This is a genomic window from Salmonella sp. SA15303, assembly GCF_029962125.1.
Taxonomy (GTDB): Bacteria; Pseudomonadota; Gammaproteobacteria; order Enterobacterales; family Enterobacteriaceae; genus Salmonella; species Salmonella enterica.
In genome coordinates, this window is sequence record NZ_CP123924.1 from 3,635,101 (window position 1) to 3,656,161 (window position 21,061).

General features: G+C 50.3%; 20 protein-coding genes and 1 pseudogene. 1 reads left to right on the forward strand and 20 read right to left on the reverse strand.

The genetic code is table 11. The features are described from left to right. Positions 1 to 39: 39 nt before the first annotated feature. On the reverse strand, positions 40 to 1,707 hold the full coding sequence (locus QEN31_RS17885) for a tail spike protein (RefSeq protein ID WP_327258342.1): 1,668 nt from the start codon (positions 1,705 to 1,707) through the stop codon (positions 40 to 42). A gap of 125 nt (positions 1,708 to 1,832) precedes the next feature. Between QEN31_RS17885 and QEN31_RS17890 the strand changes: the two genes are divergently transcribed. Beyond that, positions 1,833 to 3,040, forward strand: a protein-coding gene (locus QEN31_RS17890) for an IS3 family transposase (RefSeq protein WP_087776199.1) whose coding sequence is annotated in 2 segments (ribosomal slippage) — positions 1,833 to 2,154 and positions 2,154 to 3,040 — 1,209 coding nt in all. Because the reading frame shifts where the segments join, the coding sequence is not laid out codon by codon here. A 41-nt stretch (positions 3,041 to 3,081) separates the two neighbouring features. Here QEN31_RS17890 and QEN31_RS17895 read toward each other — a convergent pair. The 19 genes and pseudogenes from QEN31_RS17895 to QEN31_RS17985 all read right to left on the reverse strand — a co-directional run. Beyond that, positions 3,082 to 3,366, reverse strand: a pseudogene (locus QEN31_RS17895) (phage tailspike protein); the annotation flags it as partial. A 155-nt stretch (positions 3,367 to 3,521) separates the two neighbouring features. Further along, the gene (locus QEN31_RS17900) at positions 3,522 to 5,498 is read right to left on the reverse strand and encodes a lytic transglycosylase domain-containing protein (RefSeq protein WP_327258343.1); all 1,977 of its coding nucleotides are present in this window, start codon (positions 5,496 to 5,498) and stop codon (positions 3,522 to 3,524) included. Next, entirely contained in the window at positions 5,498 to 6,853 is a 1,356-nt protein-coding gene (locus QEN31_RS17905) for a phage DNA ejection protein (RefSeq protein WP_327258345.1), read from the reverse strand. Before QEN31_RS17905 ends, QEN31_RS17900 begins: the two co-directional genes overlap by 1 nt. 9 nt (positions 6,854 to 6,862) lie before the next feature. Next, positions 6,863 to 7,552, reverse strand: coding sequence for a DNA transfer protein (locus tag QEN31_RS17910; RefSeq protein WP_327258347.1), 690 nt, complete (start codon positions 7,550 to 7,552; stop codon positions 6,863 to 6,865). Positions 7,553 to 7,554: 2 nt separating this feature from the next. Beyond that, complete coding sequence (locus tag QEN31_RS17915) at positions 7,555 to 8,010, reverse strand: DUF2824 family protein (RefSeq protein WP_000627703.1); 456 nt, start codon at positions 8,008 to 8,010, stop codon at positions 7,555 to 7,557. Next, a complete protein-coding gene (locus tag QEN31_RS17920; protein WP_023167450.1) occupies positions 8,010 to 8,711 on the reverse strand; it encodes a hypothetical protein in 702 nt (233 codons plus the stop codon). Before QEN31_RS17920 ends, QEN31_RS17915 begins: the two co-directional genes overlap by 1 nt. Positions 8,712 to 8,714: 3 nt before the next feature. Further along, positions 8,715 to 10,133 (reverse strand): packaged DNA stabilization protein gp10, encoded by a 1,419-nt coding sequence (locus QEN31_RS17925; RefSeq protein ID WP_001122424.1) that lies wholly within the window; start codon positions 10,131 to 10,133, stop codon positions 8,715 to 8,717. Then, positions 10,093 to 10,593: a packaged DNA stabilization gp4 family protein gene (locus QEN31_RS17930; RefSeq protein WP_001166098.1), complete on the reverse strand. Its 501-nt coding sequence runs from the start codon at positions 10,591 to 10,593 to the stop codon at positions 10,093 to 10,095. The genes QEN31_RS17925 and QEN31_RS17930 overlap by 41 nt, the downstream gene beginning before the upstream one ends. Beyond that, positions 10,577 to 11,137: a WDGH domain-containing protein gene (locus QEN31_RS17935; protein ID WP_023167451.1), complete on the reverse strand. Its 561-nt coding sequence runs from the start codon at positions 11,135 to 11,137 to the stop codon at positions 10,577 to 10,579. The genes QEN31_RS17930 and QEN31_RS17935 overlap by 17 nt, the downstream gene beginning before the upstream one ends. Positions 11,138 to 11,177: 40 nt before the next feature. After that, positions 11,178 to 12,470, reverse strand: coding sequence for a P22 phage major capsid protein family protein (locus QEN31_RS17940; RefSeq protein ID WP_023893008.1), 1,293 nt, complete (start codon positions 12,468 to 12,470; stop codon positions 11,178 to 11,180). Further along, the gene (locus QEN31_RS17945) at positions 12,470 to 13,381 is read right to left on the reverse strand and encodes a scaffolding protein (protein ID WP_023167453.1); all 912 of its coding nucleotides are present in this window, start codon (positions 13,379 to 13,381) and stop codon (positions 12,470 to 12,472) included. Before QEN31_RS17945 ends, QEN31_RS17940 begins: the two co-directional genes overlap by 1 nt. A 13-nt stretch (positions 13,382 to 13,394) precedes the next feature. Continuing rightward, a complete protein-coding gene (locus QEN31_RS17950) occupies positions 13,395 to 15,572 on the reverse strand; it encodes a portal protein (RefSeq protein WP_023170969.1) in 2,178 nt (725 codons plus the stop codon). Next, the gene (locus QEN31_RS17955) at positions 15,572 to 17,071 is read right to left on the reverse strand and encodes a terminase large subunit (RefSeq protein WP_023893007.1); all 1,500 of its coding nucleotides are present in this window, start codon (positions 17,069 to 17,071) and stop codon (positions 15,572 to 15,574) included. The genes QEN31_RS17950 and QEN31_RS17955 overlap by 1 nt, the downstream gene beginning before the upstream one ends. Continuing rightward, entirely contained in the window at positions 17,049 to 17,525 is a 477-nt protein-coding gene (locus tag QEN31_RS17960; protein WP_327258353.1) for a DNA-packaging protein, read from the reverse strand. The genes QEN31_RS17955 and QEN31_RS17960 overlap by 23 nt, the downstream gene beginning before the upstream one ends. Before the next feature lie 40 nt (positions 17,526 to 17,565). Beyond that, positions 17,566 to 18,348 (reverse strand): IS21-like element ISSen3 family helper ATPase IstB, encoded by a 783-nt coding sequence (istB, locus tag QEN31_RS17965; protein ID WP_001531258.1) that lies wholly within the window; start codon positions 18,346 to 18,348, stop codon positions 17,566 to 17,568. Further along, positions 18,345 to 19,367, reverse strand: coding sequence for an IS21-like element ISSen3 family transposase (gene istA / locus QEN31_RS17970; RefSeq protein WP_000627495.1), 1,023 nt, complete (start codon positions 19,365 to 19,367; stop codon positions 18,345 to 18,347). Before istA ends, istB begins: the two co-directional genes overlap by 4 nt. Positions 19,368 to 19,501: 134 nt before the next feature. After that, positions 19,502 to 19,906 carry a hypothetical protein gene (locus QEN31_RS17975; RefSeq protein ID WP_016048833.1) on the reverse strand — a complete coding sequence of 135 codons (405 nt, stop codon included), beginning with the start codon at positions 19,904 to 19,906 and terminating at the stop codon, positions 19,502 to 19,504. A 2-nt stretch (positions 19,907 to 19,908) separates the two neighbouring features. Then, positions 19,909 to 20,151 carry a DUF2560 family protein gene (locus tag QEN31_RS17980; RefSeq protein WP_000808100.1) on the reverse strand — a complete coding sequence of 81 codons (243 nt, stop codon included), beginning with the start codon at positions 20,149 to 20,151 and terminating at the stop codon, positions 19,909 to 19,911. 323 nt (positions 20,152 to 20,474) lie between these two features. After that, positions 20,475 to 20,996, reverse strand: a complete 522-nt coding sequence (locus QEN31_RS17985; RefSeq protein WP_001028469.1) for a KilA-N domain-containing protein — start codon at positions 20,994 to 20,996, stop codon at positions 20,475 to 20,477. Positions 20,997 to 21,061 lie beyond the last annotated feature (65 nt).

Here is a 21,061-nt window from a genome sequence, read left to right on the forward strand (position 1 = left end):
ATTTACATGGGTGCTTGTCACCCATGTTTTACAATATCATCAAACTGTTGCTATTGTAATCCTCACTAAAGATCCATCAGCTTTCTTGACAAGGGCTTTTAGTGAGTTTTCTTCCCAGTATGGGACGAAGCAAGAGTTATCTTTTACTGCACCATCGCTAACGACGATTGGGCTGAACGGTATTTCTGCTGCCCTGTTGTCGGTGTAGTTAACTTTTATAGATACGACATCACTAACACTTCCAGACGCAGCACCTAAAGAACACCATGCTGACCCACTACCAGAACCATTTGAATGCGCCTTAATACTTAATGCGTCCAAAGATGGGCTTAATTTGTGCAGTCTTATATATAGAGATCCTGTATCTTGATAGCTATTAATTATTGCGTTTCCAAGCATTGGGTCAATGATATTGGCGGCATTAACTCTACTGCTATCAACGTTTCCGGTAATTCCAGATATGGTGGTGTTGGGTGCGTCTACTATCAATCCGTTCGATGGCGTTGGTTTTATGCCAACTAAACGCAATCCATTAACAATACAATCACCTTGTATATATAACTGATTGGCATTAAAGTTAAGAGTATTTGTGTCAATGACAGAGACATTGGTGAATGTTTTACCATATGTATACCACAGACCACCAGATCCTGCACAATCCTGCATCAATATGTTTGATGCATAGCCACCTTTACCATCCATTCCTACACCAACACCTAGCGAACCAATAGATACAAGGTCATCAATTAAATGATTGGTTGGTAATTGATGAACTGGGTACTCAGCTAAAGGGAAGTCACCAGGTCTGTCAGTTTCATTGCCGATGTCTGCGCCAAGGTCAAAACCATCCCATACAGTATACATGGATAATGATTTACGGAACTGAAGATTATAGCATCTGGATGAAGTCCCGCCCACGGTTCCTTGCCACGTTTTTACACCTGACTCACCAGGTCGATAAGAAGTAAAGCCTATAACCCCACCATCGTGCCCATTTCCACCATCTTGCCTAAGAAATTGTACGGAGCTTACTGATCCATAATTTGTCCTGCCACCAATACAATAGTTTCCAATCCCTTTGTTTCCTGACAGATTCTCAAAAGTTATTACGCCATAATAACCACCAAAGATAGAATCTGGCTCAATCATTTTACAATAACTACATCCAACAAAAAGGTAGCATGCTACAGACCCCGACGCATTTTCTACGTTAACTCCTGTACATTCAAAAATCCGTAATGTTGAATTTATCCCTTGATTCTTTGCATAGTCAGGAAGAAGTGATTCAATTCCAGGAAATTTGACGTAGTCGTTTACGGTTGGTTGATACCCCTTATCCCTGGTTTGTGCCAACGTTGAAACAACTGATTCGGCATCAGTAATCCAGTTGCCATCCTCATCCCATGGAAAAATCATCCATGGTGTTGTAGCACTTTCCATATATGGGGACTTTACTAAAGAACCAGTACCAAGATTAGTAAATGTAATATTACCATCACCAATAAATTTTGCTTTACAGTCGATGGTTAATGCCTTACCACCAAAATCAACTTTCTCTCCATTATAAAAATGATAATCAACATCGATAAGAAGGCCATCAACCGCAGCAGATGCTGCATCCTGCAATGTTGGATAATCTGATAATTTTACTGAATACTTAAATTTTTTATCAGCTTCTATTGAATATTGATCTGGATCGTACTTCAATACGTTAGCAATATAGTCAACCTGAGAACCATTGTGATGTAGCCCCCTGAAACACCAGACAGTAGCTGTATCTCCAGATAAGAGATAGGCTTGAATATATGTCTAACACTAACACCAATTTTGAGATGACCGGGATCCTGTTAGGGCAAGAAGTCCGTAAACGTAAAACTCCTCAGGAGAAGATCGCCATTATCCAGCAGACGATGGAGCCGGGTATGAATGTCTCCCATGTCGCCCGCCTGCATGGTATCCAGCCCAGCCTGCTGTTTAAGTGGAAGAAGCAATATCAGGAAGGCAGCCTCACCGCCGTTGCGGCTGGAGAGGAAGTCGTTCCTGCTTCTGAGCTTACTGCTGCTCTGAAGCAGGTCCGGGAGCTTCAGCGCCTTCTGGGCAAGAAGACGATGGAAGTTGAGATCCTGAAAGAAGCCGTGGAGTACGGTCAGTCGCGAAAATGGATAGCGCACGCGCCCTTGTTGCCAAAGGACGGGGAATAGCCATGGTCAGCCGGACCATGGGCGTGTCGCGTGCGCAACTGTCACTGCGGATTAACCGTTCTGCCGACTGGCAGGACAGGCGCTGTAACCGGCGTAATGAAGAAGCAGACGCAGAAATACTGTCGGCTATCCTCAACATTATCAGCGATATGCCGAGTTATGGTTATCGACGCGTGTGGGGCATCCTGCGCAAGCAACGTCGCACAGAGGGACAGCCACCTGTGAATGCCAAACGGCTTTACAGGATAATGAGCGAGCATAACCTGTTGTTGTTGCATCACAAACCAGAGCGACCGAAGCGTGAACATAAGGGCAAGATAGCGGTGGCAGAAAGCGATATGCGCTGGTGTTCAGATGGCTTCGAGTTCGGCTGCGACAACGGCGAAAAACTGCGGGTAACGTTCGCGCTGGACTGCTGCGACCGTGAGGCCATAGACTGGGCAGCAAGCACGGGAGGCTATGACAGTTCGACCGTGCAGGATGTGATGCTGAGGTCGGTGGAAAAGCGCTTCGGCGACAGGCTGCCCGACACAGCGGTGCAGTGGCTGACGGACAACGGTTCAGCATATACCGCGCATGAAACGCGGAGGTTCGCCAAAGAGCTGAATCTGGAGCCATGTACAACAGCGGTGAGCAGCCCGCAGAGCAATGGCATGGCCGAACGGTTCGTGAAGACGATGAAGGAAGACTATATCGCGTTCATGCCGAAACCGGATGTGAGAACAGCCCTGCGAAACCTTGCAGCGGCGTTCACGCATTACAATGAAAATCACCCGCATAGTGCGCTGGGATATCACTCTCCGAGAGAATACCGGCGGCAGCGGGCATCGTTAACTTAAGATACAAAAGCTGTCCGGAAATGGCGGGTCAAGATCACATTGGAATCATAGATAGCCATGCTATGACCCTGAGCGGTGACAATTTTCACCAGTTGGCCGTTGTATACGATTTTACCGGCTGCGTTGATAATTAGCGGCTGAGCAATCTTGACGTGAGAGCCATCCTCATTTTCAATGTATACGGGTATCTGATTGGCAGGATTAACCGGATCGGTATCAATCTGACCAATGTAAATTTTCCCATTAGCAACAGCTTTAAACGAACGGGATTCAGTAAAGATTGGACGAGGGTTAGAAACAACTACGTTGGCAGTGATATCTGACATTTACTGTGCTCCTGGTACAGCAAGGCCGCACAATACAAAACTTGCGCAGCATTGCATTAAGGTCGGTTATAATTGCTTAAAAGAGTGGAGGGTTTATGGAACGTGACTTATTGAACTTTGTTTTCTTAATCTTCGGCCTTGTGGTGGGCAAACTTTTATTCGCTTAAGGATTGAGTTTTCGCTCCCTGAGCGAATGAGTTAACAATACTCTCAACATCAGATAACGCTTTCTCGAATGCGGTAGAACCACGTGGAGTATTAGCCAGGCGAAGCATTGCATTACGTGCTGGTTCACTCTCATACATTCTTGCCAGCAAACCATACCCGCCACCAACACCTACCAGCGCAGGGTTAGTTACCGTTCCAATACCTAGGATGAACGGTATAGTTTGCTGACCTGTAGGCGTTGTTACTCCTGCCTGACCAGCACGCTTGGTTGACTCAAGATAGTTCTTCAGTCCTTTCAGATACGCAGCATCTCGTCCTTTAAAAGCGATTCCCGTCTGGGTAGACATTAAATTAACCTGGCGCAGGAACTGATCCGGAGAACCGCCTGATTTCTCCATAGCCTTTCCGATGATGCCGTTACGCATCTGAGCGCGTCCCACCTGACCGACTGACCGGTACAGATTCTGAACTTCTGATTTATTCTTGCTGAACAACATGTTGTTTACAACTTCAGGAGTTAGATCCCCTTTCATCAGAACGTTCTTCAAGCGGGTATTCTGGAGCTTACTAGCCTCATCTGCGTATACCGCATTGGCCTGCTTGTATCTGCGCAGAGTGTCGTTTCCAAGGTTCTGGCCAATGGAGTTATCAATGTCTCCTGTCATTGCCCTGTATACACGCTGCACTGCCGCCTCAGCTGGCGGTGGCATTTGTGTCCTTTCTCCTCTGACATCCATCCTAAACTGCGTTCTCAGTCTGCTTAACTGTTCCAGGTTAACATCACCTTTAGCCAATTCATTCCTGTATGCCTGAAGTTTGCTAATTGTATCCGTGTCGGCAACTTGTCCTAATTTTTGCAGTTTTCCAATCTCATCATCTATCTGCTGAATTGCTCGCGTTGGCTGAATGTTGACTCCTGTCATTGCGCTCTGAACTTGCTCAAGACGGTTCCCTGCTGCTTTCCGAATTCCTGATGTTTTTGCCTTCAGGCTGCCAATAACAATTGACGGATCATACTCACCAAACCGTGATGCAAATTCATCTACCAACTTGCTGCGCGCTTCTTGCTGATTAGCTCGCATAGTGCTTGTTCCAGCAAATGGGATGTTTTCAGCGGTGGTCTGTGCCATGCGCCCGACGCGGGAATTTGGCTGCAAAACGTCAGTTGTATGCAAAGGAACATCAGCAGCATTAGCGAACTGAATAGCCTGCTGCGCTTCTGGTGCGATCGTCCCGCGAATCCCACGATAAGCAGCGCCAGCGGCACGGCCTAACTGATTTATTGCCCCGCCTAATGCAACACCAGTTCCTAAGTCTGTTGCCAGTGCTCCTGGATTATCACGCTCACTGTTTGCAGCCAATGAACCAACAGCGTTCTCCGCCAACAAGCGTGATGCACCCTGAGCAACTCGACCGGCAATAGATGGTGCCTGCGCTGCAATTCTCTCGGCCCCAACAGGAGTCAAATATGGCAGTGCTTCAGAGAAGATTTTGCCTTCTGTCGTCTGTGGAGTAAGCGCACCTTGTTGCAAGCCAAAGTCCTGCTCAAGTCCTTGTGTCGTGACGCGAGGCGATGGCTGATAAGTTCCGTCACCAATGCCAAGCTTCTGACCAGCCCATGCCCCGGCGCTGGCGACTGCATCAGCCATTGATGCCGGGATATTTGCCAGATTAACGCCAGCCTGAAGCAATCCACGCCCCGTCTCCGCAGCAGCATTGCTAAGGTCAGACATGAAGCCACCTTGTTGCTGTGGCTGCGCCGGTCCATGTGGTTGTTTTGCTGGTTGTTGAGCCGTTGGAGGTGGATAAGCAGCATAGAAAGCCTGTTTAGCCTGTTCGGCATCGTTTCCGGCTTGCGGTGCTACTACTTCTTTGAAGTATTGCTCCTGCGCCTGTGCTTTCTGCTCTGGTGCTAATGCCTGGTACTTTTGAGAGGCAATAACGTCTTTCCATGCCTTAGCCATTAATCACCCCATAGTGAAGAAAAGTTGCTGTTGGATGCAGGCTGTGATACCTGTGTAGGTTGAGATTGCTGCCGCTGAGATTTACCAACATTAACGTTATATTGTTGGTTGTAATTGTTGGTGTATTCCTGAATTTCACGAATCGACTGCTGCATAGCCTCCGGGCTTGAATAGTCAACCTGCGGCATCCCCTGAAAATACATCTTCGCTTCTGCAACGGTGTTAATACCACTGGCACCCATATCTCTTGCTGCTGCCACGCCCTGATTCTGCATTCTTCCCTGAATACGTTGTGCGGAGTTATATAACTGGCGTTGCTCTTTGCCTGTGAGTCGGCTGCGAACATCTGCACCAATTGCCGGATTTCCTGCTCCGCCAGTCATTCCAGTCATGAAATCGAGAGCAGAAGCATCTGCATTTGCGATTGCATCAAGATCTTTCTTCATTGCGTAATTCTGCGCGCTTGCTGCCGATGTAGCCGGAGCGGCAATAGAGCCAGCAGGAACGCGAACCATATTCCCCTCGTTGTCGATACCTTCGTAGAACGCATTAGCCCCAGCGCCGTGAAGCTTCCCGCCTACCGTTACAGTTCTGCCATCTGCTAACTGAACTGTACGCTCATTATTCCCAACCGCCCCTTTCATTGATGCTCTCTGCATCGATAAATCCTGACCGCGCATCGTGATATTCTGACCACGCGCTGTTAGCGCCTCGCCAGCCTGATTGCTGCGGATTGTCTCTGCCAGTCTGCCTCGGTCAATCTCACGACCAGCTATCTTGTCCTGAACATTGAAGTAATCAATCGGACCGAGAGCAGCCATCCCAAGGTGATCAACAAACTCACCAAATCCTGAAGGATTCTGCTGATACATCTGAGCAACGTTGTTAGGGTCAACGCCGACGCGCGCCAGTTCCTTGGCGTTGTTTTGCAGCCATGATTGCATTGCTTCTGGAGACGAGGCCGCAAGGCGTGCGCCAGCTGCTAAGGTGCCGATAGAATTACGCTGCTCTTCATCAATGAATCCCATGCCTTTACGAACGGATTCAATCTGGTCTGGATATTGAGTAGCCAACTGACGCAAAGCACCGCGATCACCAGACGCATAAGCATTAGCGTATGCCTGCTGAAATTCTTTCTGCCGCTGAGCCTGCTTTTCCTGCTGAAACACCCCCGCAATACCTGAAAGGCCTTGCAAAGCAGTCAGCCCAACATTGTTAGCGCCTGAACGCTCAATATCATTGTTCTGCCTGATAAGCTGAAGCGTATTGCCGATGTCATTTACGCTCGGAGCGTTTGAGTTGACGCCGCCGATACCAGCCAACAATCCGCCATTTGATCCTTGCCAAGTAGCCATGATTACCCCTTAAAACAACGAACCAAGCAATCCGATACCAGCACCAATGCCAGCGCCCCAAGGTGTTGATGTTCCCAAAAGGCTGGCAAGACCTGCACCGGCAATCGCACCAGACGTTCCGCCACTAATTGCTGTCTGAAGGCCTGATGGTTTATTGGCGTTAGCAGCGGCAAGTGCTGCGCTTTGCTGCGCAATGCTGCTCATGTTGTTGGCGTATGTCTGCCCGGCGTTCGCCTGACCTTGCAGCGCACCAAGGCCAATGTTTGCCAGATTGTTGTAGTTGCTCATCTGGTTCGACAACCACGACTGACCGAGAGTCGGGGCAATCGTGGCCAGTTGATTGCTTGTAGCTGTCGAACCAAGTCCGCCAGTCGCCTCCGCAGCAGCAAGACTCTGGTAACGAGCCTGACCTGCAAGGTCTTTATACTGCTGAGAATTGTAATACTGATTAAGTGCCTGCCCCTGACCTTCTAAACTGGAAAGATTCTGAAGCTGGTTAACATACTGCTCCGCAAGCGGCGTGAACGGAGCAAGGTTTTTCATGATCGTCTGCCACTGCTGATTTTGCAGGTCTGCGGCATACTTCTGAGCTTCTGCTGCATACTTTGCGCTTTTATCTGCGCCACCTTTTCCGCCTTTTTCAGGATAATAAGGTTCCTCACCGCGCAGTTTTCTGCCCAGCGTAAATGCATATAACATGTTTATCTCCCGTGATTCAGGAAGTCGATTAGTTCTTCGCGTGTGGCGCTGTAAAACGTCACGTCATCCACGCCTTTGAAGTATTTCTTGATGGTTCCTACACGCTTAAGGCCAATCATTGCGCAGTACATCTGACCGTGGCGAAATTTGCGTGCAGCAAATGATGTAACGCACTGAACGGTGGTGTTGGCGAGAATGTATCGCCAGAACGTCAGCCCGATTTCCTTACTGAATCCTCTAATCTCAGGCAGATACATGGCGTGGCAGTCAAAGGTCAGCGGCTGAATCTCGTTGTAATACACGATGCCACCGAACTGACCATGTACGTTCACTTCGAAATAGCGGCACTCAGGCTTGTAGTCGTATCCGTCACCGTTGTTGCTCCCGGCTATGATGTCGGGATGGTTGCCGACCGTTTCTATCAGGTCGATGTTTCGGGTGGGAGTGAATGTAATCATCAGTTGATCAATCCATGAGTTCGTATTGCATCTTCGAGAGCTTTGATACGCTGCCGCGCCTGCTGCAATCCAGTAGCCATAGCTGATACCTCAGACTGCGTATATGTGGCACTGACCGTGTATGCCTGGTTAGCGTTGAATGCACCGAGAAGCGCAGCTCCTGTTGCTGCTGTCCATCCGAGCTGTCGAGCACCGATAACTTTAGTACCGCCAACTGAATAGGACGTTGTCACGTTGAGAGGTGACGCCAGCGATTGTGTTGCGGTGGCTGTTTTCGATACGTAATCAACCTGCAATGCAGAAATATTTCCTTCAGCCGTCGTCACTCTACCATCAAGAGCACTGACATCAGCCTGCAAGGTGATTATTTCTCCTTCAGCCGTGGTTAGTCTGACATCCAGCGCCGCAATTGCATTGGTATTTGCAGCAATACGGATTTCATGGTCGTCTACGTCGATGCGTAACTGCTGAATTTTCGCTTCGTGGTCTGCAAGCTCAACATCCTGCTCATCGTTCTTTACCTGCGCGTCATAGGCACCTTGCCCTGCTTCGTTTGCCTTTCCCGCAATAGCGCCAACGTCAGCCCCCTGCGCGATTACGTAGAGCAGATAAGACCGGCTGAAGACGTTGCGTGGGAGGATTGAGGCATCCAGACGAGTAGCCTGAATAATGACAGGATTATTAAGTGACGGGTCTGCCATATTTTACTCCAGACGAATTTGACACCCGGATAGTGTTACTGGTGATTTGGTGATTACTCGCAGTTTGAATCCGATTAATCGACGAATGCGCCCAACACGTTTCCATAAAACGCGCTTGTCGTACACAAACGGCTCGTTCTGCTCAATCATCTGTTCACGACCGTAATTGATGCCGTCAGTTGTTGCAGACAGGAACAGGCGGTCAGCGTATTGAGCAACACCAGTGGATGATTCAACCTCAAGGTCGAAGCATCTGGCGTTATCTGCTTTGAAAAGGGGCGTAAACAGTAGGTGTTCTTGTTGTTTGTCGTACTGGCTGCTGATGTCGAATTGCAATTGTCCGACCACCGCTTCTGATTTGTCGCCGCACGTTATCTGGTTTCCTTCGTACATGAAGTCGACGCCGCGATATACATCATCGTAAAGCCCGGTTTTCAGCACACACCACTGAGGTCCGTTCTGGCTGGACGATGCGTCGTAAACCAGAACATGGCGAGGGAGATGAATAATCAGAAGCTCATGAGAATCGAAGCGCAAAGTCTCCATCACACCCGTCGCCATTTCTTCAGCGGTATATGAGCGGATAATTTTCTCAATACTGGCGGTCGCAATTGGCGATGCCTGCCCTGAACCGATGATGTAGACGGAAGGTGCGCCAGTAGCCGGATGACTGATAAAGGCGTATGAATCAGCGAACGGCGTTTTACAGTATGTTCCGGCAATGCCCTTCTGTACCATCAACGATGGCTGTGCGACATACAACGCAGCGCCAGCGGTGGTTGCGCCTGTCAGGGAGAAATACTCTATCGTTGACGAACCAAAGCAGACGATGAAGTCTCTCCATGTTCCGATGCCGATGATGCCGTCAGGCTGCGACTCTGCGCGATATTGTGCGCTGTAGCGGTCAGGATGCGATTCATCTTCGAGGTCAGTGATAAACCATGAATCAGTGCCGTCTTTTGACCACGCATAACGCCCACGTAAGCGCGTAATGTCACGCACTGAACCTAATTCATACTGCGTGAATCCGCTGTCTGCAGGCCAGTTTGAGACGGTTTTAACCGTGCCATCATAGCGATACTCGACCAGTTGGCCATTAACGCCTACCGCCTGTGATGTCCGACCATGTGCCATTGATACGCGACCACTTCCGGCAACATCACCAACTTCGCTTTCTCCTTTGTAGAGCTTGCCACCACAAACACGATAAACAGCATTCTGAGCGGTGTTGTACTCAACTCCACGCGATACGCCGTTCATATCATAACGTTTGGTAATGCCAGGGAATGAGCGGAGATAGCCGCTGCTGTTAAGGATTTCTTTGGGTGTTGCCAGCATATTCACTGGCAGATAGTCGATATAATCGGCGTTCTTGAAGTCTTTACCCATTCCCTTCATCATGGGGAGTTGTTGAATCGGCATTCTGTTCTCCGGGGAAATAATGCCATTCGTTCAGATTGGCGAAACTGTTTCCACTGCCTGTCGGCATGCGTGACGGGTAAGGCGCTCGTTTGGCTCTGGAAATGGCGGTTTGCTTATAGAGAAGCTCTTTTCCGTATTTAGCAGTGGCGATAATTTTGGCAGTAGCCTCAAGCGCATAATCAGGAGCAATGCGGCAGGCCAGATTATGGAATACGGCGCTGACTGCACTGGAGCGAAGGCCATGGTCGTCACCTTCAGCAGGAGGATTGTCATCATCTGAGAATACATATCCGGTAATGATGCCTTTCCCGTCCTGATACCACTCCGCCATCATCGCTTCCAGATCATCAACGGCATCCTGCATAGACTGAGGTTCGACATCAGTGAGAGTTGCATCTGATGCTACACCAAGCTTACGCAGCGCCGCCCTGACCAGATCGCCTTTAGTCTTTATCTGCATCGCTTTCCGCCTTAGGCTTTGGTCCTGGCTTTTTGCGTTCTTTGGTTGCCGGTTCTTTCGGTCGCAGGCTTAGCAGACGATTCAACACATCATCTGCCGTGTGGCCGTCCCATTCCTTGCCAAACTCAATTTCCGTGCCTTTAGGCAGATGTTCAATTTCACTCTCTGGGAGGTGGTATGTTACCGCGCCTTCTGGGGTGTCGATGCCAGCTAACACCCATCCATCCCATTGCTCGCCGTCATGATGCTGGAAGCTCCACCATGCGCTTTCGCGGAAGGCATTCATTAGTGTTGAAAACAGGCGCACTCGATGTGCATATAGTTCGTTAAAGGTGTGGTATCCATCAGATACTTCACCCATGTCTTTCTTGACCACGCATGACTCGCCGATTGGTTCGTCATTAGTCTCCGGCACCTCATTTGGATGCTTAACCCAACCATCGGCAAGGTGATCTTCTACATCGCTGTCGTCGACAACTTTAGCCTGAACTTCCTTGCCCCATACCTTCGTTCCACGACCCTGCTTATATAGCATTACGCCCATATGTCACCTCAAATAAGAAAGGGGCCGAAGCCCCTGTTAGTTACGCCTTCTGACCAGGCAGACCAACACCTATTGCTTCCGGTCGTGTCGCGTTTACGCCGTACCACAGCGCAATACGGCACAGGCCGGACATGGTGGAAATATCACCCTGCGTAGCGAAGATACCGTTAAGGCCAACATCCGGGATGCTGAATGAGGTAGTTTTCATACCTGCAAACAGTTCGTGGTTGGCCGGAATCGGCTGAGACACAATACGGATGGCGTCATCAGCCCAGAACACATTAGTGCGAGCGTCTTTAACGTTCAGAATGTTCACTGCCATTGCATCAGCCAGCGAGGTATTAACGTTGGCGTAGGCGCGTTGCTCAGGAGACAGGGAAACATCATCCAGCGCAACTGGCTTCGGCGTAATTTCAACGTGAGTAGCGTCAACAACACGGACCACGGAGAAAGTCGCGTCCTGCGCCAGCACGTTCTTAGCCATCTGACCGAGGAACTTAACGCCAGCAAACGAAATTTTGTCGCCGCGTTTCAGGCCGGTAGTTGCAGACAGGGTGACGGTAGCAAAACGGTTATCAACGTTAACTTTGTTGCCATCGTTATCCAGTTGCCATGCGACAGGCTTGAAGGACTGCGCACCGGATACAGTGATGCCAGTTGCGGTGGATTTGGTCAGCACAGGAAGTTTCGGAGAGCGCAGGACATCATCGAAGCCAGCAACCTGACGCTGAATGGTGCCATCGCGGTATGCTTCTTCAGGGATGCGCCCGAAGATATCACGCTTGGTCAGGTCGTAACCCGCTTTTTTGTAGTCCTGTGGGTTGAAGAAGTAGGATGTCCCCATATCGCGATTAAGCTCGCGGGAAAACATGATTTCTTCTGCATCGGCAACAAAGTTCCATGCGTCTGCGGTGTTCGTGCCGATAGCGTCCGGCGAAGTGATAACCAATGACCCCATCTCGGCGGCCATGTTTGCGACTTTCAACTCAACGTTGTTAGCCAGTTTGCGGGCTGCGGACTGGATTCGGTGACGATACGCTGTCTCATCACGCAAATCATCGGCGCGTAACTGGAAGAAGTCGTTATCCGGCTCTCCCATGTTTACCGCGACGTTGAGTTCCAACAAGCCTGTCGCTTTATCAGTTAAATCCCAGCCCTCCTGAGTGGGAGACTCCTGCTCTACAGGCATCCAGATGGTATTGCTGGAGCGCTGCATAGAAGCCGCAGGCGGGGTATATTTCTTGGCTTTCTGCGCCATTGGAGTAATTGCGGAGATGGTGTCAATAATCTCATCCACCGCCAGTGTAACAATTTGACCTTCGTTCAAAGCCATTATCGGATTCCTTTAAGTTTTGCCTTTAGCTTGCGGTATGTTTCCACATCTCCCTTGCTCGCAGCCGCATCCATCTGTTTACGAATGGCATCTTTATTTGCTGCGCTGACATCACCGGTAATCGGCTGGTCAGCAGGGGGAGCGGAAGAGATTTGTTTACCGCGAGGCTTGAGAGTTAAGCGTTCGGATAGTCGAGTTAGTTCAATCAGCGCGGACTGCCCATCCATCGCCAGTAACTGGCGGGCTTTCTCCGGGTTTGCGCCCAGGTGATACATGAGCGCGGCGGACTTCTCCGGGAACAGGCGCATAATGTCGGCCCCAACCGCAGGCGGAACCAGTTGCATAAATGCGTCTTCTTTCTCCTGATAGTCAGGGATATTGAGCTTTTCTGCCGCGTCATAGTGTTTGCGGGCAGCTTCGACGTATTGCGCTGATTGCTGGGTAAACTCCTGAGTCTTGCGGCCCTGTTCTGCTACGGCATTGCTGCGGGCGTCCTGCGCTTTCATTAGCCATTCGGTATTGGCAGCATTGAAAGCGGCAAGCGCACGGCTGTTGTCGTAGTCATATTTAGCCAGGCCTTCTTCTGACAGATAGGCATTAATATCCGGCTGAGGTGGAAGGTCAGGGTTTACCCGTAAACTCTCCGGCAATTCTCCGCGCTTAACCGCCTCCATCTGCTGCTCAAGCTCGCGCTGTCGTTTGCGCTCGATTCGGCGGCGGGCGAATTCTGCGTTCTTTGCCGGGTCTTGTTTTGGTGCTGTCTCATCGTCCTTCAGGACAATCTCAAAGCCCTCTTCCTGACCTGCATTGTCGTTGGCATTATCGACAACTAAGCCATCAGCAGATGCCGCTGCATGATCGCCGGACAGGGTTAAGTCTTCAGTTGCCTGAATTTCGGTGGTTGGTTCCATGATTAACTCTCTCTTATTGAGGTGTCTCGGCTACACTGCCGGAAGGTTGATTTTGTCTCTGCGATTGCAGGATGTTGGCAATGTCCATTCGCTGCTTGTGCGTCTGTTCATCGCCTTTAAGGAGTAACTCAGCATTTGCGCGAGCGTCTTCGCTGCGGTCCTGCTGGAATGAAGCAACGGTTTTGAGGAACTCTCTAAACTCAGATTGTTTACTGAGGTCCATGTTGTTGAAGATTTCTGCGATTCTGGCAGCGTTAAGCTGGTTCTGCGCTTCGACTTTAGCTGCATCGATTTGCAGGGACAGCGTCTGGTTCTGAGCTTTAGCCAGTTCAGCCTGCCCCTGCAGGAGTACGCCCTGAGCCTGAACCATTGCCGGGTCTTGTTGACCTTGTTTGGCTTGTTGCGCCTCTACTAACCATTGCTGTTCTTCGGGCGTTTCTGGCTTCTTAACGCCCATCTGAATAAGCTGCTTGTTGGCATAGTCACGCATCATCTCAACACCTTTACCATCAAGCAGGGTGAAGTACTGAAGCAACAGCAGTTGATATTCTGGCGTTCCCTGTGGCGTCTTGCCGAGCAACTCAAGAATTTCTGCGCGGTTTTGCTGCTTCATGGACTGGAATGATGGTCCAACATCCGTGTAGCACTCATAGCGCCCCCTGATATCGTTTAGTACCTGCCGCTCACCAGTAGCAAGGTCAACAACCTCAGCCATTAGCTGAACATCTTTCTCGCTGCCATCCTCAAGGGTAATCGTAACGTTGCGAGGAACATCGTAGATGTCATTAACTATCGACTGGTAAATCTCTCCGTCACGGCGCATAGCGGTAGCCAGATTATCCTGAAACACGTATGTCTCAAGGTCAGCCCTCATATTCAGTTGATTGACGGTATCAAACGCAACCTGTCCGCCATTTACCGCTTCTGTATCAACTCCGAGAGTGGCAACCTCTTTTACTGCGCTGGTTGCTGCTTCCAGCATATAGGCGTTGGCTTGCGGCACTTCCGGGTTTTCATAATATGCCAGCGGCTGAGTCGGAAGGTCTCCACTATTTTCGTCAGTGCGATTGAGCAGGTAGTATGGGTAATCGTCGTTACCGTCGTACATATGCTCAAATCCTGCAATCTGCTCAGGCCAGAAGAACGGCTTCTTCTTCGGAGTGCGGGCCACGATGTCGGCGTTGAACGACATAATCATGTTGCGCAGACGCTGACCGTCTTTTGTCAGGCGGACGACACCCTCATACACTTCTTTATCTTCAACGAAGCCCCACTCTCCGAATACCGGAACAATGGGGATATGTTCGCCAGCAATGAGCTGCTTGTCTTTGAGTACAGCAGTGCAGGTGATAATCGATTTGTATACCCGGCGACGCTTAATCTGGCGCTCTGCAATTTTGATAAATCCACTATCAGCCAGGTCATCGATGACGTCTTTAATATCGCGCTTAAAGTAGCTTACCGGCTCACCCGTAACCGGGTCTTGGTAGATAAACGCCGTCTCTTTCTTCTCGACCACTTCGTAAAACTCAGCGATCTGAATTGTGTCATGCGTCAGCCATGGGAATACCCAATCGTTGGGGTTCTGGAATGATGGAATATCATCCGCATCGAGGTCGTATTTTTCTGCGAAATCCTCCCAACCATTCTGGCTCATTGAGTGGATAACTGTGCAGTGACGGGCGTCAGACTTGTCCATCAGTTTGCTGTTGCTGTCCCAGATAACATGGGAGCAGGCACTATGGATAGGCTCTCGACGGATAACCTGATTGTTGCTCGTTGGACTTTGGTCTTCGTAGTCAGTGACCAGACGCCACGCACCTACACCTGCTTCAATCTGCTCACGAACAGCGACGTTGACCGCGATTTTTGCCGTATTGTGTCGCATGTCTGTGCGATACATGCCCATTAGCACATCAGCAGCGTCAGGACTTGCTCCATCCTTTGGGCGATACAGAACATCAACAGGGTTCTGACGCATCTCAGAAACGAGTTTGCGCACCACAGGACGTACCACATCGAACTGCCCGCGATATTGTAGGGTTGTGTATTGTGATAGCCAGTCATCCCACTGAGATACGCGGGAGAAGAAGAGATCATTCTTGGCCTCCCTTCTGGCTTCATCGCTGGCTGTCCAGTCCGCATCAAAGCGCGACAGGATACTCTCCAGCCTGTTTTCATTGTCGGCCATTATCGTCCTCTGCGTACTGGTCTAATCGGTGCGGGAATTTTCTTTTCTTTCGGCTTTCTGATATCGCGCATCATCCTGGCGAAGCGGCGCATCATGTAGCCGTAGCGAGTAGCATCGAGCACATCATCGTTGGTCTTGACGATCTTGCCGTTCTCGTCGCGATGATAGAGACGGAACTCTTCAAAGAATGGTTCGCATGTGTTGAATACTTTGAATCTTCCTTCAAGCATCAGGTCACGAAGCTCACTAATGCCTGACTCTACTGAGTTACCGCCATCCGGGAACGTTGCGTGATCGGGAAGCATAGAGAACCCGGCATCCGCATATTGGGTTTTAAGTTGCTCACCACCGCCCTTTTCGTGTTGGTGACCGTCATGAGGCCACGCGACAGGTATTTTGTTAGCCCACGACTTAACAGCACCCCATGCCTGAACTGCGGTGTTCTCTGATTTCTTCCACACACGCGCCAGATAGAAAACATCTGCGTCTTTGTCCCACCAAAGCTGAATGTGAGCTTGCGGGTGGTTCCATCCGAAGTCCTGAGCGTCGATAACATAGAAGTGATCGGGGCACTCAAACGGCTGGCACTTAATCGTCTCTTCTGGTATCTGGAAGATTCGCCCGCTACCCATCGTAGGAATACCACGAGCACGTGCCTCTCTCTCATGCTCAGGATAGGATGCTATGATTTGCTCTTTCTGCTCGTCGGTGTAGTGCTCAGCATCATAGATGGTCATGTTGACCACTTTCTGAGACTTGCTGGGATTCTTCAGGAACTTGGTGACAACGTCAGACATCCCCATCAGCGGGGTAAACGTCAGAATAGAGAATTGCCCGTATTTGTTGGTACGGGTAAGACCTTCGCCATAGATGCTATATGGCGGCTCTTCGTCAAACCAGACGCCGTGAATTGTGTCGCCCTGCCAGCGGGCGCGGCCCTGTGAGTAAGGCTTGAAGTAGCATATTGAGATGCCATCTTCGACGCCTTCTGGCGTGTGGTGCTTAACAAGAAGGTGATCAACAAGATTAGGGAAGAATGGTGACTTCTTCCAACTAATGATGTCCTCTTTCGGGATTGATCCGTAGCCGGGTTCATCATTCTCTTCGATACGCCCGCACAGGATTCGTTGAGTCGTTTTGGTTACAGTCTCGTTTGTTTCACCGCCAATCCAGAAGACAACTGGCTCATAGAAACGCTTACCTTTCCACTCTCCGCCATATTTACCATCAGCCGGATAGCCTTTTGTTCCCGGATAACGCCCGGTAAGGTGAAACGCGACTTCAGCAGCACCAGTAAATGACTTACCAAGCTGGTTACCAGCCATAAAACATCGCTCTGGATAGTCATGCCCGGCATCGATGAACTCACGCTGTTTGCTGTATGGCGTAAATTCATATAGCAGGTGTGTATTTCGGTAGTTCTCTTCTTCTTCGAGTAGCTCGAGCAATTCGATTTGCTCTTCGTCGCTCAGGCTATCAAGAATCGCGTCCAGTTCCACGGTTGAATAGCTCCTTGATACGAGAGCGGCGCTTATCGCGATCTCCCTTATCAGGTGTCACGTCTTCAACTTGCGACTGCTCTTTGAGGCCCAAATCTCGGGCGATGATGTTAGCGTTGAGAAGGTCAGCGGCTGCGCCGGAGAATTTTTGGTCGTAGATGATTTGCTCTGCTCGCGTAACGACCTCAGATAAATCTTCTCGCATTCGATATGTGCGCCATGTTTCAAGCGTCACATCGAGGAATAGAGTCAGGCCAGTGATGGTCATTGCTCGCATCTTGGCGATTGGCTCTTGTGTCACCTCACCCTGATATGAGAACGCCTTCATCTCCCATAGTGGGTTAGCTTCCACCCATTCGAAGTATTCACAACAAGCAGCCCACAGCGCCTCAGGCGACTCGAATTTCGGGTTACGCCCATGGCTAGTGTCAACAACGGGTAAAAAGTGATCCACTTACCGCCACCACCAACGGTTTAATATTGATCCACCTTGTTTACTCAGGATTAGCTTCAGCTATAACCCCGGCCTTTCGTTTCTGCTTCAGTCGATAGCTTTCCCCTTTTATTTGCACGACGTGTGAGTGATGTAAGATCCGGTCCAGCATCGCCGATGTCAGCGCTGCATCACCGGCGAACGTCTGATCCCACTGCCCGAACGGCAGGTTGGAGGTCAGGATCATCGCGCTCTTCTCGTAACGTTTGGCGATGACCTGGAAGAACAGCTTGGCTTCCTCCTGACTGAACGGCAGATAACCTATTTCATCGATGATAAGCAGCTTCGGGGCCATGACACCACGATTGAGAGTCGTTTTGTAACGGCCCTGACGCTGTGAAGTGGACAGCTGTAGCAGCAGGTCCGCTGCTGTTGTGAAGCGAACCTTGATGCCCGCCCGTACTGCTTCGTAGCCCATGGCTATCGCCAGATGCGTTTTTCCCACGCCCGATGGCCCCAGCAACACGATGTTTTCGTTACGCTCTATGAAGCTCAGGGATCGCAGCGACTGGATTTGCTTCTGAGGAGCGCCGGTGGCGAAGGTGAAGTCGTACTCCTCGAACGTCTTTACCGCCGGGAAGGCTGCCATCCGCGTGTACATCGCCTGTTTACGCTGATGCCGGGCCAGTTTCTCCTCATGTAACAGGTGCTCCAGGAAGTCCATGTAGCTCCATTCCTGATCCACCGCCTGTTGCGACAGCGCCGGCGCTGCGCCGATAAGACTGTCCAGCTGGAGCTGTTCGGCAAGCACCATCAGCCGTTGATGTTGCAGTTCGACCATCATGCGGCTCCTCTGCAGAACGTGTCATAGATGGAGAGCGGATGATGCAACGGCTGCCTGTCGAAGGTCATCAGGCTTTCATCAACCTGCACGTCATACTGTTTTTTCTCCGGTGGCAGTGCCAGCATGGATTGCTGTTCCTCCACCCAGCGATCGCAGGGGCGGGTCTGGATAGTTTCATGCTTACGTTGATTGGCCACATCGTACAGCCAGCGCAGGCCGTAACGGTTTGCGGTTTCAACATCGACGGTGATCCCCATCGGACGCAGGCGTGTCATTAACGGGATATAGAAGCTGTTGCGGGCGTACTGCACCATCCTCTCCACCTTGCCTTTAGTCTGCGCCCTGAAGGGACGGCACAGGCGGGGAGAGAAGCCCATCTCTTTGCCGAACTGCCACAGGGAAGGATGGAACCGGTGCTGCCCGGTCTGGTAAGCATCACGCTGCAGCACCACCGTTTTCATATTGTCGTACAGGACTTCCTGCGGTACACCGCCGAAGAAGCTGAACGCATTGCGGTGACAGGCTTCCAGCGTGTCGTAGCGCATGTTGTCGGTGAACTCGATGTAAAGCATTCTGCTGTATCCCAGAACAGCGACGAACACATGCAGGGGTGACTTGCCGTTTCGCATGGTCCCCCAGTCAACCTGCATCTGCCGTCCGGGCTCGGTTTCGAAGCGAACGACCGGTTCTGCCTGTGCTGGCAGGGTCTGTTTACGGATGAACTCTCTCAGGATAGTAAGCCCTCCACGATAGCCCAGCTCCATGATTTCCCTGGCAATAACGGTCGCCGGGATTTTGTAGGGATGCGCATCGCTGATCCGCTTAGAGATGTAATCACGGTATTCATCGAGCAGTGATGATGGTGCCGGGCGTGGTGAATACTGCGGCTTTTCAGATTTGGCTTTCAGGTGGCTGCGGACAGTATTGCGCGAAATACCCAGCTCCCTGGCAATGGCCCGGATACTCATTCCCCGCTTGTGCAGGACTTTAATTTCCATACGAATCTCAAAAGTGATCATAAGCTCCCCTGTATTCAGAGGAGCAGATTAACCCCTGGATCAATTTTCAACCGCTGGGGTGGATCAGTTTTGCACCGTTGGTAACAGCTACTGCGGGCCTCCCAGAATCGGTTGCCCTTTGGTGCTGCCATAAGTTAGCTTCCTTGGGTAGTTGCGATAGTCACGTTAGCCGAACCATCAAATGACGTTGAACCTGTGACAGCGCCGGTTAGTGTGATAGTACGGGCCGTTGACAACTTATCCGCCGTATCTGCATTCGTTACTGAACCGCTTGCGGAAGTGTACTTAGCTTCAAATGCTGTCTTGCTCATATAGAGCAGCTCGCCGTACTGGCTTCGTAACAGATATCCACCGACCTCCGGCTTGAATACGGCCACTGTTTGCGCTGACATGTACTGGTCAGCATACGGACCATCGAATTCTGCGCTTGCACTTCCGTCATTAGCGTATTTGATAGCTTTAATCGGAAGAGCAGACACATATGCACCGTCAGCATCTTTGTAGAGAGGCCACGATGGCGTGAAATTTGGATTTGCCATGATTATACTCCGGCAGTGAACAGGTCTAACGCTTCTTTTGCCTCACGAATAGCCTTTTCTGCGCGAGCTAATGCCGTTCCTTCACCCTGCGCCAAAACCAGTTGGTCTTTGAACAGTTCGAAGTTCAGCTTACTTCCAGCAACGAATGCGATCGCTTTCTCTGCTGCTGCGGTATCGCTTTGTACTAAACGGAGGATATCGAGGTTCATCTGCTGTAATTCTGTCAATGCTGTAATCTCTGCCATTGTGTTGGCTCCGGTTGTTGGGATAAGCCATTGTCGAGGCCACTCACTGAATGGTCTCTGCAATAACCGATGTCTTTCCATCAGTCCGCCACCGCAAAGAATCTTTTTTGCCATAAGGCAGGAGGTTCATCTTTCAGTGGCTGCCAGTGTTATTTCCCCACTTACTGGCTTGGGTTGTTTCGTGGTACTGCCGTAACTGGTTACCCAGAATAAATTCCGGTTTCATTATCAAGCCCACCCGTAGATGGGCTTTGTAATGGATAGCTGTTGCTCAGCTCTCGTAATGCTTTGATTTTTCCGATAACGCAGTTTTGCGTTTGCCATCAGCACGCGATATCGAGAGTCAACTGCAGTTGCTCGCGCCAGTACTCAACATTTGCTTCAATAACCGGCTTATCCCATCGCCAGCGAGCCATCTCTCTTGCCCCATTGCTGGCTTTTGATTTCCGGTCATCGCGAATGCGACATGCTTGCTCATATTTCTGCTGCTCAGTCAGTTCACCGCGAAGCAGACTATCAATGTGCAGGTCGCACCATACGGAGAATTTCGGATCGCACCATCTTGCAAAGGCAACTGATAACTTTGGATGCAGCCATGTTCCGCCGCCCCTGTCCTTTCGTGCCTTGCTTGTTTTTACATACCCGGAATCACGGGTATGTAGAATTTTCGATGGCTCACCTGAATAAACCTCATCCAGAGCTCTAACGTATTCGAGAGTTTCAGTGTTGGACAACCAGTGATCCAGACGCTTCCCGAAACGTTTTGCAATATCAGTGGCATTAATCCAGCCATCAGTATTGAAGCGGATAGGTTCGCCTTTGTAATTTAGTGGAACGATATTCATAGCGTCTTACCTTTTAGAAAGATGAGCCTGTTCGCACAGAAAAGCCGCCCCGAGATGGTCGCCAC